The sequence below is a fragment of the Blastococcus sp. LR1 genome (assembly GCF_020166105.1).
Lineage (GTDB): Bacteria > Actinomycetota > Actinomycetes > Mycobacteriales > Geodermatophilaceae > Blastococcus.
On record NZ_JAIUJY010000002.1, the window covers coordinates 662636 to 676354 of the forward strand.

At 72.1% G+C, this 13719-nt stretch carries 8 protein-coding genes; 3 read left to right on the forward strand and 5 right to left on the reverse strand.

What is annotated here, in order from left to right; genetic code table 11:
• Positions 1-121: 121 nt before the first annotated feature.
• Entirely contained in the window at positions 122-1156 is a 1035-nt protein-coding gene (locus tag LBW97_RS07905; RefSeq protein WP_224498852.1) for a hypothetical protein, read from the reverse strand.
• A gap of 379 nt (positions 1157-1535) precedes the next feature.
• Between LBW97_RS07905 and LBW97_RS07910 the strand changes: the two genes are divergently transcribed.
• Entirely contained in the window at positions 1536-2978 is a 1443-nt protein-coding gene (locus tag LBW97_RS07910) for a hypothetical protein (protein WP_224498853.1), read from the forward strand.
• A 26-nt stretch (positions 2979-3004) separates the two neighbouring features.
• Complete coding sequence (locus tag LBW97_RS07915; RefSeq protein ID WP_224498854.1) at positions 3005-3703, forward strand: AAA family ATPase; 699 nt, start codon at positions 3005-3007, stop codon at positions 3701-3703.
• A 31-nt stretch (positions 3704-3734) separates the two neighbouring features.
• Here the strand turns inward: LBW97_RS07915 and LBW97_RS07920 are convergent, their stop codons facing one another.
• Together LBW97_RS07920 and LBW97_RS07925 are read right to left on the reverse strand one after the other, a co-directional pair.
• Positions 3735-6110: a hypothetical protein gene (locus LBW97_RS07920; protein WP_224498855.1), complete on the reverse strand. Its 2376-nt coding sequence runs from the start codon at positions 6108-6110 to the stop codon at positions 3735-3737.
• Positions 6111-6253: 143 nt separating this feature from the next.
• Positions 6254-9553: a hypothetical protein gene (locus LBW97_RS07925; RefSeq protein ID WP_224498856.1), complete on the reverse strand. Its 3300-nt coding sequence runs from the start codon at positions 9551-9553 to the stop codon at positions 6254-6256.
• 177 nt (positions 9554-9730) lie between these two features.
• On the opposite strand from LBW97_RS07925, the gene LBW97_RS07930 reads away from it, so the two are divergent.
• Positions 9731-10912, forward strand: coding sequence for a glycosyltransferase (locus LBW97_RS07930; RefSeq protein ID WP_224498857.1), 1182 nt, complete (start codon positions 9731-9733; stop codon positions 10910-10912).
• Here the strand turns inward: LBW97_RS07930 and LBW97_RS07935 are convergent.
• Together LBW97_RS07935 and LBW97_RS20375 are read right to left on the reverse strand one after the other, a co-directional pair.
• Complete coding sequence (locus tag LBW97_RS07935) at positions 10869-12392, reverse strand: flippase (RefSeq protein WP_224498858.1); 1524 nt, start codon at positions 12390-12392, stop codon at positions 10869-10871. The genes LBW97_RS07930 and LBW97_RS07935 overlap by 44 nt on opposite strands.
• A complete protein-coding gene (locus LBW97_RS20375; protein WP_224498859.1) occupies positions 12382-13692 on the reverse strand; it encodes an O-antigen ligase in 1311 nt (436 codons plus the stop codon). Before LBW97_RS20375 ends, LBW97_RS07935 begins: the two co-directional genes overlap by 11 nt.
• Positions 13693-13719: the final 27 nt, after the last annotated feature.

Below are 13719 nucleotides of genomic sequence, written 5' to 3' on the forward strand. Positions count from 1 at the left end.
CTGTAGCTGTGTCATGACCAGTCGTCATGGCAATCCAGCGCCCCTCGAGTCACTCGAGCCCCGTCCGTCACTCCGCGGGCGGGATCGTCACCTGAGCCGGGACGAACCGTCCGGGTACGGCTCAGTAGTCGTGGTCGGCCTTCCACTGCGCCACCGCGTCGTCCCAGACGTCCTCGTCCTTGGTGACCCGCATCCCGGCGGTCTCCCCCGGGTAATCGCCGCGCCCCAGCCAGACGATCGTCGAGGGATCGTCCTCGCACGAGGAGTCGTCGACCACTGTGCCGGGCGGCATCTCCATCGAGTCCACACCGTTGATCGACGTCGACTCGAGCTTGAAGATCGAGCACTTGATGACCACACGACCGCCGGAGTCCGACCACTTGAAGATCGAGTTGTGCCCCTCGATCCGCTTCTCGCCCTCCTCCTGGTTGGGCGTCTCCCACAGCCCGATGAGCATGCGGTCGAGGGTCAGCGTCTCGTCCTCCGGGGTGTTCCACTCCCGGTCGCCCCAGGGACGCTCGGAGATTCCGGTGTGGCACTCCTCCCAGAGGTTGTCGTAAAGCAGGCCGCCGATGGTGTAGTCGTTCTCCAGGCAGTCGTCCCGGATGCCCGTGAGGTACGTCCCCGAGATGTAGATGTTGGTCTCGTTGGCGTTGTCCGCCGACTCCTTGACCACGATGCCGTCCTCGATGCCGTCGCACCGCACATCACGCACCTGCAGCCAGTCCCGCGCCTCGAGCTTGACGCAGCCGGCGTTCCACTCGTCGTGGTAGTACTGCCAGGTCTCGTCGTCGTCGATGTCGCCGACCACCGTGCCGCCGACCACGCAGGTCCGCATCGCCGGGAAGTCGTCACCCACCTCGAACACCGAGCGGGTCGCCGGATAGGCCGTCGAGGTGACGCCGGTCAGGTCGTACGTGACGTCGTCGGGTGGGTCCTGCTCTTCCCACTGCTCGTCCAGCTCCGTGCCGGGCGGGAAGGGTGCGGTGACGGTCCGCTCCTCGCCGTCGCAGGCCGGCGGACGCTCGTCCGCCGCCTCGTACCCCGTGTCGCGGATGACGAAGAAGGCGACGCCCGCGATCATCACGACGACGACCACGACCACGGCGACCAGCGGCACCATCCCGAACCGGCGGCGTGCGCGGGTCAAGAACATCGACACCTGTTCCTCTCGGATCGCGGCTCAGGCGGACGTCCGTGCTCGGAACCTCGTCAGGCGTCCTCTCGGCGGGCCCACTTGAGCGCCAGCGTACCCGCGTCCGGTCGGCGGCTCGATCGGTCCGTCGGCACGTGAGCACGTCACCACGACGGGTGGCAGTCAGTGCGCAAGCCATACTCGAGCGGGCACGATTGCACACGAGTCGAGCAAGAGCTCGGGGACGAGGACGTCGATGAGCGCGCCCGAGGGATCATTCCACCACCGGGGCACGGGCGAGAGGACACACGTGGCGGCACCAGAACGACTGGCATCTGCGGCAACGGACGGCACCGGGTGGAGCGGTTCCGAGGAGGCACTCCCGGCGCCTCTCGCTCTCGTGGTCGAGTTCTGCGCCCGACTGCGGGACGCCGGGGTGTCCTACTGCCACTGGAAGAGCAACGACGTCCTGCACCTGTCCGCCTCCGGTGACAACGACCTCGACCTGCTGGTCGATCGGCGGCACCTGACGCGTTTCACCGAGGTGCTCGCGGCGTGCGGGTTCAAGCAGGCGCGGCCCCAGCGCCGTCGGTTCGTGCCGGGAGTGCTGCACTTCTACGGCCTGGACCGGGCGACGGGCCGTTTCGTGCACGTCGATGCCCAGGCCCAGCTCGTCCTCGGTGACGACACCAGCAAGAACGTGCACCTGCCGATCGAGCCGGCCTACCTCGCCTCCTGCACGCAAGGGCCGCTCTTCCCCGTGCCCGCGCCGGAGTTCGAACTCGCCGTGCTCGTCCTGCGCCTGGCGCTGAAGCACGGCACCTGGGACGCCGCCGCGTTCGGGCTGGCACCGCTCAAGGGCACCGAGCGCCGCGAGCTGGAGTACCTGCACGCCTGCTCGGAGCCCGCCGAGCTGCGTCGCGTCGTCGAGACGCACCTCTCGCAGATCGGCTGGGACGCCTGGACGGCGCACTTCGAGGCGCTGCACCAGGAGCGGGACCTGGGAACCCGCCTCGTCACGGGTCGCCGCGTCGTCTCCGGCGCATCCGACCTGATGCGCCGCCGACCGGCGCTCGACACCTTCACGCGGGTCCGCCGTCGCGTCGAGTGGGGCGTGCGGCACTACGCACTCGGTCAGCGCAACACCAAGCGGCTGATGGCCGGGGGCCGGGTCATCGCCATCGTCGGGGGTGACGGGGCGGGCAAGTCGACCCTCGTCGACAACTTGGCGGACTGGCTCAACGGGCCGCTGGACACCCGCGTGCTGCACATGGGCAAGCCGCCGCGCAGCGCGACGAATCTGGCCGTGAAGGGGGCATTGGGTCTGGGCCGCGGAGTCGGCCTCGTGCGCCGCTGGTTGCCGAACTACCCGACGGCCGAGGAGCACCGGGGCGAGTTCCCCGGCAACGCCTGGCTGCTGTGGCAGCTGGTCACGGCGTCGGACCGTCGACGTCAGCACCGCCGTGCCCGCAGCCTCGCCGCAAAGGGGCACATCGTCGTCTGCGATCGCTTCCCGCTCGCACAGGTCACGCTGATGGACGGCCCGCGCACCGGCTGGGTGCCGGCCGAGGGGCTGTCTCCTCTGGCACGACGCCTCGTGGCGGCCGAGCAGCACCAGTACGCGGCGATCACCGACCCCGATCTGCTGCTCGTGCTCCGCGTCGACCCGGAGACGGCGGTCGCGCGCAAGCAGGGCGTCGATCCGGCCGACTTCGTGCGGCCACGGTCCGCGGAGGTCTACGCGGCCGACTGGAGCACCACCACGGCGCAGGTGCTCGACGCCTCCCGGCCGGCCGCAGAGGTGCTCGCAGAGGCGCGGGAAGCCGTCTGGGCCAACCTGTGACCGGGAGCCGGTCACCCGGCAGGCCTTTGGGCGCGCTGGTCGAGTTGGTCGGCATCCCGGGGGCCGGCAAGAGCCGGCTCGCCCAGGCCCTCACCGCCGACCTCGCCGCACGGGGCATCGTCACCCGGCAGCCACAGGCACCCTTCGGCCCGTCGGTGCCCACGACCCGCAGGCTGGCCCGCAAGGCATCGGTCGCGGGGGCGGCCGCAGTCCGCTCCCCGGTCACGACGTCGCGGGTGCTGCGCGGCGCCGCCCGCGGCCAGCACGGCCTCGGGAACCTGGCCGGCCGCCTGGTGCAGTGGCTCGTCGCCCAGGGTGTGCTCGCGTCCGCTCCCCGTGACGAGGTCTGCGTGCTGGACGAGGGTCCGGTCCAGGCGCTGTGGTCGATGGGGCTCCGCGGCGACGTCGGGCCCGTGCTCGCCGCGCTGGAGGATCCGGCCGCCTGGCGGTCACCCGATCTGCTCGTGGTGGTCGAGGTCCCGCCCGAGCTCGCCCTCGCCCGTCTCGCGGCGCGGCCGTCCCGGCACAGCCGGACCCAGCAGCTCCCCGTCGGCGAGCAGCTGTCCGAGCTGCAGCGTGGCGCTGACCTGGTAGACCGGCTCGCGCAGTGGTGGGCCGGGTCGGCACCGGACGCGCGCGAGGTGCTGCACGTCAGCGGAGCCGGGGACGCAGGAGCCGGCTATCCCGAACTGCTCGACCGGATCGCCGCGCCCCCACGCGTCTGACGCCGGTCGAGCGGCGGCCGGAGCCGCCGGATCAGCCGATCCGGTACTCGACGTGCAGCACCGGGGCTCTGGCCGCGCCCCCCTCGAAGGACTCGGCGATGCGCTCCCCCGTACCGGTCACGATCAGGGCGAGGGCGTTGCCGCTCCCCCAGCCGCCCCGGTTCACGATCTCCTGCACCACCGCCGACAGGTCCGTGGTCCGCTGCCCCGCCGTACGGGCTCCGGCCGTCGGCCACGACTCGGGAACCCAGGCCACGCTCGCGGCCGTCCGCTGCCGACCGGAGATGTTCCCCGCGACGGTCGTGAAGGAGGCCGCGTCGTCCGCCGCCTGACCCGCAACGCGCAGGTTCGCCGCTCCGGTGGACACCTCGTCCACCTGGAACTGCACGTAGGCGTTGGTCACGGTGGCACCGCGCGGCAGCTGCACGCCGGCAAAGCGGAGCCCGACCGTCTGCATCTTCGACCCGTCCACGACGAGGTTCATGTCGCCGCTGCCGAGGGTCACGCCCGACGAGCGCTCCTCCGCGTCGTCCGCGCCGGCGCGGACCGGGATCTCGAGCACACCGGTCGAGGACGACGGCGGCGGCGCTGCCGGCTCGGTCACCGTGACCGTCACGTCGTTGGTCGCGCTCAGCGCCCCGTCGCTGCCGGTCAGCCGCAGCACGTAGGTGCCCGCCGCGGAGAACGTCGCCGTCGTCGACGCCGAGCGCGCATCGCCGAAAGCCACGGTGCCCGGTCCGCTGTGCCTGCTCCACGCCGACGTCGTCGAACCGGACGGCTTGCCGTCGTCGGTCACCGAACCGCTGAGCGTGGCCGCTCCCGGGCGCACCACCGAGGAGTCAGGGCCCGCGCTCACGGTCGGTGCCGCATTCGCCGTTCCGGTGCCCGACGCCGGGCCGTACTCGATGTGCAGCACCGGCGCCTTGGCCGCACCACCGTCGAACGACTCCGCCGTCCGCTCGCCGGTGCCGGAGACGACGAGCACCAGCGCGTTACCGCTCGCCCAGGCAGCCCCGTTGACGACGGGTTGCAGCACGGGTGCGAGGTTCGGCGTGCGCTGAGCCGCGCTCCGGGCGTTGAGCGGCCAGGCCGCCGGCTGCCAACCGACGCTGCTGGACGTCAGGGGCCGGGAGGTGATGTCGCCGGATGTCGTCGTGAAGGCGGCCGCGTTGCCGGTGGTCTGGGCCCGAACCCTCAGGTCGGTCGCGCCGGAGTGCGCCTCGTCGGCCTGGAACTGCACCCAGGCATTGGTGATGGTCGACCCCTTCGGCACGCCGACGCCGGTGAAGCGCATCCCGGCGGTCATGGGTGCCGTCGCGTCCTGGCCGAGGTTGAGGTCGCCGCTGGTCAGCGTCATGCTGCCGCTCGCCTTCTGCTCGGCATCGTCCGCCTGCGCCCGGATCGGGATGTCCAGGCTGCCGGAGCCGGGCGGGGGCGGCGGAGGCGTGGTGCCGCCGGCGAGGATTCCCGGGATGGCGATCTCGTAGAGCCGCCCGTCGTTGAACGTGGTCTGGCTGGAGTCGTTGTCCACGCCGCGGTCGACGATGTAGGCGTTCTGACCACCCGAGCCGCTGCTCGCCGGCGCGAGGGCGATGCCGGCCCCGCTCTTCATCGTGAAGGGCAACGTGACCGTGTTCAGCAGAGCGCCGTTCAGAGCGAGCTCGTAGAGCTTGTTGCTCGAGTCGTCCAGCACGAGCACGGTGTTCCGGGAGGGGTTGTAGGCGATGCCCTCGGGATCGCCGGCGCCGTAGGCCCCGACGTCGACCACGCGTTCGACGTAGTCGTCCCCGGCAGGCGACTGGCCGTTGAAGGCACGGTCGGGCCCCGGGTTGTAGACGAAGACCCGCTTGTTCAGCCCGTCGATGATCAGCAGCTGACCGTTGCGCATTGTCTCGAGGTCGACGGCGACGTCCTCCGCGTCGGCCTCGGGCCCGTGCCCGAGGAAGGCGACGTCGAAGGACGTCTGCGTGTCGTCGCCGTTGCCGTAGGCGCCGTCGGGACCGGCGGCCACCTCGAACACCCGGTGCCGGTCGTCGTCGGAGACGAAGAGCCGCTCGGGGAACGTGTGCCCGGAGGACGCCGTGAAGCGCGGCCGGAAGCCGACGCCGGTGGGCTCGGGCGTGTAGGCCATCGTGTCGAGGCCGGTCGTCACCAGGTTGCCCTTGAGGTCGGCGACGAACAGATTCGTGCCCCGCCACACGTTGTTCGGGTACGCGGGCCCGGTCTCCTCCACCTCGCCGTCGCTGATGATCAGCTGTCCCGTGCGCGAGTTGTAGGTGATTCCCGACGGGTCCGGGCTGGGGTGGCCCTTCGCATCCCACGTCGAGCCCTGTCCGGTCGAGGTCTGCTTGACCAGCGTCGCAGCGACAACTCCGGCCGAAGCGGGGGCAGCCGGCAGAGCTGCCACGCCGACCCCGACGAACGTGGTGACGAGCAGCGCTCGTACCCGACCTGTTGTCACTGAGATCCCCTGACGAAAGTTGATGGAACCCGTCCACCATCGACGTGCAGGCGCTGCGGGTCAATCTCTGGACGCAGCGCCGGCCGATGTCACATCGTGTAGCGCAGCACCAGGACGGGAGCCTTGGCCGCCCCGCCCTCGAAGGACTCGGCCGTGCGGGTGCCCGAGCCGGTGAGCAGGAGCGCCAGCGCGTTGCCCTCGACCCACCCCTGCCGGTTCACGATCTCCTGCACGATCGCGGCCAGGTCGGGCGTCCGCTGGTTGGGGCCGCGCTCCTTGAGCGTCGGCCACGGCGCCGGAGACCAGTCGACCGCGGCGGACGTCCTCGGTCGCGACGAGACGTCGAACGCGGCGGTGCTGAACGACGTCGCGCTGTCGGCGGCGTGACCGGCGACGGTCAGGCTGCTCGCTCCGGGATCGGCCTCGTCGGCCTGGAACTGGACGCGGGCCTCGAGGATCGTCGCCCCCACAGGCACCGCGACGCCGGCGAAGCGGATGCCGATCGTCTGCTCGCGGGTGCCGTCCAGCGCCAGGTTCAGGTCACCGCTGGTGGTGCCGACTGCACCGCTGGTCCGTTCCTCGGCATCGTCCACGCCCGCCGTGACCGGCACGCTCAGCGTCACGACCCCGCCGTCCGTGCCGGGGTCCGTGCCACCGTTCCCAGGATCGGTGGCTCCCGTGCCGGGGTCCGTGGCTCCCGTGCCAGGGTCCGTGCCGCCGTCGCCCGGGCTGTCCCCGCCGTTCCCGGGCTCCGCGCCGTCCGCGCTGAACTCGACGTGCAGCACCGGGGCCTTGGCCGCGCCGCCTTCGTACGCCTCCGCGGTGCGGGTTCCGGAGCCGGTGACCACCAGGGCCAGCGCCTGCCCGTTCGACCAGCCCGTGCGGTCGACGACCTCCTGGACGACGGCCGAGAGATCGGGCGTCCGCTGGGCCGGACCCCGCTCCTTGAGCGTCGTCCACTCCGCCGGAGCCCACTCCACGCCGGCACCGGTCAGGGGGCGGGTCGAGATGTTCCCTGGAGTGGCGGTGAAGGCGGCGGCGTCGTCCGCGGCCTGTCCGGCGATCCGCAGGGACGTTGCGCCGGAGTCCACCTCGTCGGCCTGGAACTGGAGGTAGGCGGCGGTGATCGTGGCGCCCCGCGGCACCTCGACACCGGCGAACCGCATGCCGATCGTCTGCGTCCGGGTGCCGTCGACGGCCAGGTTCAGGTCACCGCTGCTGGTGTACACGCTGCCGTTCACCCGCTCCTCCGCGTCGTCGGTGCCGGCCCGGACGGGCACGTCCACCGATCCGGACTGCGCGGGTGGAGCGACGACCGGCGGCTCGACCACCTCGACGGTCACCTCGTCGGTGCCGGTGAGCTCTCCGTCGTCGGCCGTCAGCCGGAGCACGTAGGTGCCCGCCGACGAGAAGGTGGCAGTCGTCGACGCCGCCGACGCATCGGCGAAGGTCGCCGTGCCCGGGCCGCTCAGCTGGGTCCACCGGGCGGCGAGCGTCGACCCCGACGGCAGCCCGTCGTCGGACACCGTGCCCGCCAGCGTCGCCGGCTGATCCCGCTCCGCCGAGACGTCCGGACCGGCCGACGCCGTCGGCGCGGAGTTGTCCGGCAGCGGGGCATCGAACTCGACGTGCAGGGCGGCCGCGTTCTGCGGTCCCCCCTCGTAGGCGTCGGCGGTACGCGTGCCGGTACCGGTGACGACGAACGTCATCGCGTTGCCCTCTGTCCAGCCCTCGCGCGCCACGATCTGCTGCACGATCGCGGTCAGGTCGGGCGTGCGCTCGTCCACCCCGCGGGCCCCGACCGTCGACCAGGGCGCCGGCTGCCAGGTCACCGAGGCCGCGGTGCGCGGACGGGAGGAGACGGAGCCCGCGTCGCTGGAGAAGCCCTCGGTGTCGTCGGCTTCCTCTCCCTGGACGAGCAGGTCCGCCGCGCCGGTGGTCACCTCGTCGGCGCTGAACTGGACGTGGGCGGAGGTGACCGTGGCGCCCTGCGGAACCGGCACGCCGGCGAAGCGCAGGCCGACCTGCTGGTTCGACGTGCCGTCGGTGACCAGCTCGAGGTCGTTGCCGTCGACGAACGTCTGGCGGAAGCGCCCTTCGGCGTCGTCGGAGCCGGCTCGCAGCGGCACGTCGAAGACGCCGGAGCCGTCGCTGCGCCGTACGGCGATCCTGATCTCGTCGGCGTCGACCAGCTGGCCGTCATCGGCGGTCAGGCGGAGCACGTAGAGGCCGGGCTCGGGGAAGGAGACGGCGGTCGTCGCCGCGGAGGGGTCGGCGAAGGCCGCCGGGGCCGGACCGCTCACCGTGCGCCAGGCCGCGCTCGTCGCTCCCGGCGGGTTGGGCAGGCCGTCGTCGCTCACCGAGCCCTGCAGCGTCACGTCGGACTGTGCGATGACGGTCGCGTCGGGGCCGGCGTCCGCCGTGGGTGCCGCGTTCGGCGGAGCATCCGGTACCGGCGGGAAGTCCACGGCCAGCTCGTAGAACATGCCGTCGTTCTCGTTCGGGTCGAAGTCGTTGTCGTAGCCCCGCGCGACGACGTAGAGGTTCTGCCGTCCGGATCCGTCGCTGGCCGGGGCCAGGGTCATCCCCGCCGTCTTGCGCGCACGGACGGGTGCGATGTCGACGACGTTGAGCAGCGCACCTTGCCGGTTGACCTCGTAGATCTTCTCGCTCGCGTCGTCGAGCACGAGGATGGTGTTGCGCTGCGGCTGGTAGACCAGACCCTCCGGGTCCAGGGCACCGTGCCGGGCGACGTCGAACGAGGTGACCGTGTCGTCCCCGTCCGGGGCGAGCCCGTCGAAGATCCCGTTGTCGCCCGGGCCGTAGTCGAAGACCTCCTTGTCGGTGCCGTCGATGACGAGGACGTGCCCGTTGGCGGTCACGTCCATGTCGACGGCGACGTCCTCGGGGTCGCTGTTGCCGATCACGTCCCGGGTCGAGAACGAGGTGACGGTGTCGTCCCCCGTGCCGTGCCGGCCGTCGCCGCCCGGCTCGAAGGAGAAGATCCGGTCCTTGTCGTCGTCGGAGACGAAGAGGGTGCCGTCGGCGGACCGGTAGCTGACACCCGCGGGCTCGTTGGAGTGCGGCAGCGTCGTCCCGCCGGGGAAGTCGGAGGCCTGCGTCCCGTCCAGGCCGGAGAGGAAGAGGTTCGTCCCCGCGTACAGCCCCATCTCGTCGACCTCGCCGTCGCTGATGATCAGCTGGCGGCGGACGGGGTCGTAGGTGATGCCGGAGGGGTCGGGGCTGGGACGCTCCCAGACGGAGGTGTCCCGAGCGGCGACCACCGTCGCTTCCAGCGTCGCGGCCGAGGACACCGACGGCAGAACGGTCACCGTGCCCGCGGCGAGCGCGCAGACGACGACGAGGCGGAGCAGGAAGCGAAGCGTCAAGAGAATCCCCGTGTTGTGCGCAACATATCCGGCTCAGCGTCCGTGTCGCAGCTCGATATGTCAACGCAGCGTCATCGTCTGGGTCGAATTGTCACTACGGGTAGTCGGAGAACCCCGGGAGGCTGATCTTTTCGCCTGCCCGTTCCCGGCCCGCACCGGTCAGGGAGGATCAGCGGCGTGGACGACGAACAGGCCGGCAGGATCGACCAGCGACCGATCGCCCTCCACGTGATCACCCGGTACCAGCGCGGCGGGTCCGAGCGGCGGGTGCGTGACATCATCCGCGCCACACCTGAGCTCCGGCACCACCTGCTGGTCGGGGCCGACTCCGACGTCGAGCTCGCGGCCGAGCAGACCGGCGCCGAGCAGGTGTCCGTGCTGCCCGCCCTGATCCGCCGGGTGTCCCCGGTGGACGACGTCCGGGCGCTCATCGGCCTGTGGCGGCTGCTGCGGCGCGACGTGTACTCCGTGGTGGTCACCCACCAGTCGAAGGCAGGGGTGCTGGCCCGCGCGGCAGCGGCCGCCGGTGGCCCCGCCGCCGTCCACTCGCTGTCGATGGCGAGCTTCGGGCCTGGCTACGGGCAGCTGGAGAACGCCGTGTTCCGCCGGCTGGAACGCCTCCTGGGTTCCCGCACCGCGGCCTATGCCGTCGTCGGCGCCGATCTGGCCGACCGCTTCGCCGCGGTGGGCGTGCCACGCGACCGGCTGCACGTCGTGCGCTCCGGCGTTCCGCTGCCCCACCTGCTACCGGACCGGGCAGCGGCACGGGACCTGTTGCACACCAGGTACGGCACCGTGCCCGGCAGGCCGCTGATCTGCTACGTCGGCAGCCTCGAGCCGCGGAAGAACCCGGTGCTCCTGGCCCAGCTGCTGCGGGATCTGCACGACCGCATGTCCGCGCCCCCGGACCTGCTGGTCATCGGCGACGGGCCGCAGCGCGACGAGCTGCTCGCCGAGCTGGCCCGGCTGTGCCTGTCCGACCGCGCCGTCCTGACCGGCTACCTGTCCGAACCGCGCCTCGTGCACGAGGCGCTGCGAGCCGTCGACGTCGTGCTCCTGCTCAGCGACGCCGAGGGGCTTCCCCAGGTGCTGGTCCAGGCCGCCGCCGCCGGCACCCCCTACGTGGCCTTCGACGTCGAGGGCGTCCGCGAGCTCCTGGCCCTCGGCGCGCAGGGCACACCGGTGCCCCACGGTCGCCTCGACCTGGCCGCCGATGCCGTGGAGCACTGGCTCAGCGATTCGCTGGAGCGAGACGTGGTGGCCGACGTGTCCAGCTGGAGCCCGGACGCCATCGCCGCGTCCTACCGGTCGGTGCTCACCGGCGTGCTCGCGGCGAGCCGCCGGTCGGCGCGCCGCTGATCGGCTGCCGCGCGGGCTGCACCAGCGCGGCCAGCGCCCGGGTCGGCCGCTTCCGATCTCCGCCGCGGGCCACGGCGATCAGCGCCACCGCTGCGCCGTAGGCGGCCAGTCCGGCCGCCAGGCTGACCAGCACGTGCAGGTCGGCGGTGAGCACGATCGCGCCGGCCATCGGGACGACGGCCAGCAGCGGCCACCCGTTGGCCCGGAACAGCTCGGAGCGGCCGGCCACCCGGCGCAGCAGCACCGCGTAGGCGACGAGCAGCCCTGTCTCGCAGATCACGGTGGTGATGGCCGCACCCAGGTAGGAGAAGCGGGGGATGAACCAGAAGTTGAGGCCGATGTTGAGCACCGCCGCGGTCGCCACCGCCACCGTGCGTTCCTTCTGCCGGTCGGCCGCCGTCAGCGAGAGGCTGAACGTGTGGCCCAGCATGCGCACCGCGATGACGGCGATCAGCAGCTGGTAGGTGAGCACGGCCGGTGCGAATTCGGGGCCGTAGAGGAAGTCGAGCGTGCGCGGCGCCAGCAGCAGTGATGCGCAGGTCACGGGCAGGGCGATGAAGGCCAGCACGCGCAACGAGAGGTTGCGCAGCCGGCCGAACTCGTCGGGCCGCTCCGGCCAGGCCCGTCCCATGCGGGGGAACACGGCCCGGTTGATGCTGCGAGCGATGACGTTGAAGTGCAGGACGAGATTGGTGGCGGCCTGGTAGAGGCCGACCGCCGCGGGTCCGGCCAGCAGACCGAGCAGGACGGCGTCGAACCGGCCGTTGGTGAGCGTCAAGGTGTCCGACAAGGCGAACGGCGTGCTCTGCCGCAGGATCGGGCGCAGCGCGCCGCGTTCCACCCGCGGCACCGGCAGCCCTCCGAGCCGGACGCCGACGACGCCCCAGCTGATGACCGCGCCCACGGCGCGCGATGCGGCGAAGACGACGGTGGCAGCGACCGGTCCGCCACCGGAGGCCAGCACCGCTGCCGTCCCGCCGAGGTAGACGGCCTCCTGCAGACCGGTGATCCAGGTCTCGGTGCTGAGCCGCTCCCGGGCCCAGAACACCGCGAACTGCACCCGGGCGATGCCGTCGAACGCCATGCCGATGCCGGCGATGCCGATGGTGAGCACCGTTGCCTGCGAGGCGCCGATCGCCAGCGGCACGGCGAAGAGCAGAGCCGTGAACAGCGTGCCGAAGCCCAGTGACAGCAGCGTGCCCGCCTCGATCCACCGGCGCGCCGTCTCCGGCCGACGGGCCACCTCCCGGGCGAGCAGCGTCGGGACGCCGTAGAAGAAGGGGAGCAGCGACGTCAGCGTCAGGGCGAACTGCACGACGCCGAGGTCCTCGGGGCCGCCGCTCCGGGCGAGGAGGACGACGACGCCGACGCCCGCAACCGCCCGGAACCCGAAGGTCAGCAGTTGGGACGTCGAGTTCGAGACCAGCCCCTGCGTTCGCCGCCCGGCGGGAGCGGTGCTGGGGGTCGGCTCAGCCGGCACTGGACGATGCGCTCACCGGACGGCGTTCGAGGGCGCCGCTCCCGCCGCCGGAGGGAGGCGAGCCCGGCGTCTCGACCACGTCGTCGGCGGCGGCGAAGGCGCCCGGCGCCCGGCTGTTCAGGAGGTGGACGGCGGCGAGGAGGCCCAAGGTGGTCCAGAACCACCGGTAGTGCAGGATCTCGTGCGTCACCGCCGTGAGGGCGAAGGTCGCGCACAGCCCGACCAATGCCGCCGGAACCGGCACCGTGGCGGCCAGCCACGGCGGCAGCGGACGCCGGGTGATGGCACCGGACCGGTAGGCGATCACCGCGACCAGCGCCATCAGCGCGAGCAGGCCGAGGGGGCCGCGCTCCACGAGGGTGGCCAGGTAGTCGTTGTGCGCCTCCTTGACCGTCTGGGCGGCCGATGCGCCGAGCGCCTCCTTAGTGCCGGCCGGGCCGATGCCGAGCAGGTTGCCGCGCTCGTAGAGCTCGAACTGCGAGGCGAACAGGTCCACGCGCCCCTCGGCGCTGGCCTCACCACGGCCCAGCGAGTAGCGCAGCAGCGGGTTGTCGCTCTGCTGGGCCGCGGCCAGCAGCGGCTGCCCGATGACGAACCACCCGGCGGCCAGCCCGCCGGCCAGGCAGAGCGCTGTCGCCGTTGCCGTGACCAGACCGGACCGCGAGCGCACGTGCAGGAACAGCGCGACCATGGCTCCGCCGAGGAGGGACAGCAGTGCGGCGTTGGACCCGGTCATGAGCAGCGCCAGCAGGAGGACGGCGACGGCGCCGGCGCGCGCGGAGCGCCGGGTCGGATAACCCGCCGCCACCGCGATGAAGACCGTGACCATGAAGAAGTTGCCGGCCATGTTGGGGTGGTCGAAGAAGAGCCGGGCCCGCGCCCCGCCGCCCTCGGTCGCCCCGACGATGGGCTCGAACCCCACGCTGACCGCGGCCACCAGCAGCGCCGCCCACGCGGTGGCGCTGAGCACCCACACCCGCATGAGCAGGAACAGGATTCGCGGCGTCCGGCAGACGGCGACGATGGCTGTGCACCAGAGCAGCAGAAAGATCTCCTGCGCGACCGCGATGGCGCCCTTGGTCGGGGCCAGGCTCATCAGCGCGGCCGTCAGGCCGGTGAGCACCAGTCCCGCCATCGGCACGACGTAGGGCACGCGGATGAGCACCCGGTTGCGCAGCGCCCAGGCGAACACCACGAACAGGGCGAGAGCCATGAACGCGTCGATCGGTGCCGCATTGCCCGGCGCCTTGGGGTTGACCAGCGGCATCGAGGCGATCGCCAGGCACAAGACGGCGAGCACGCCGGTCCCCGGCTCGGTGTCCGGCGA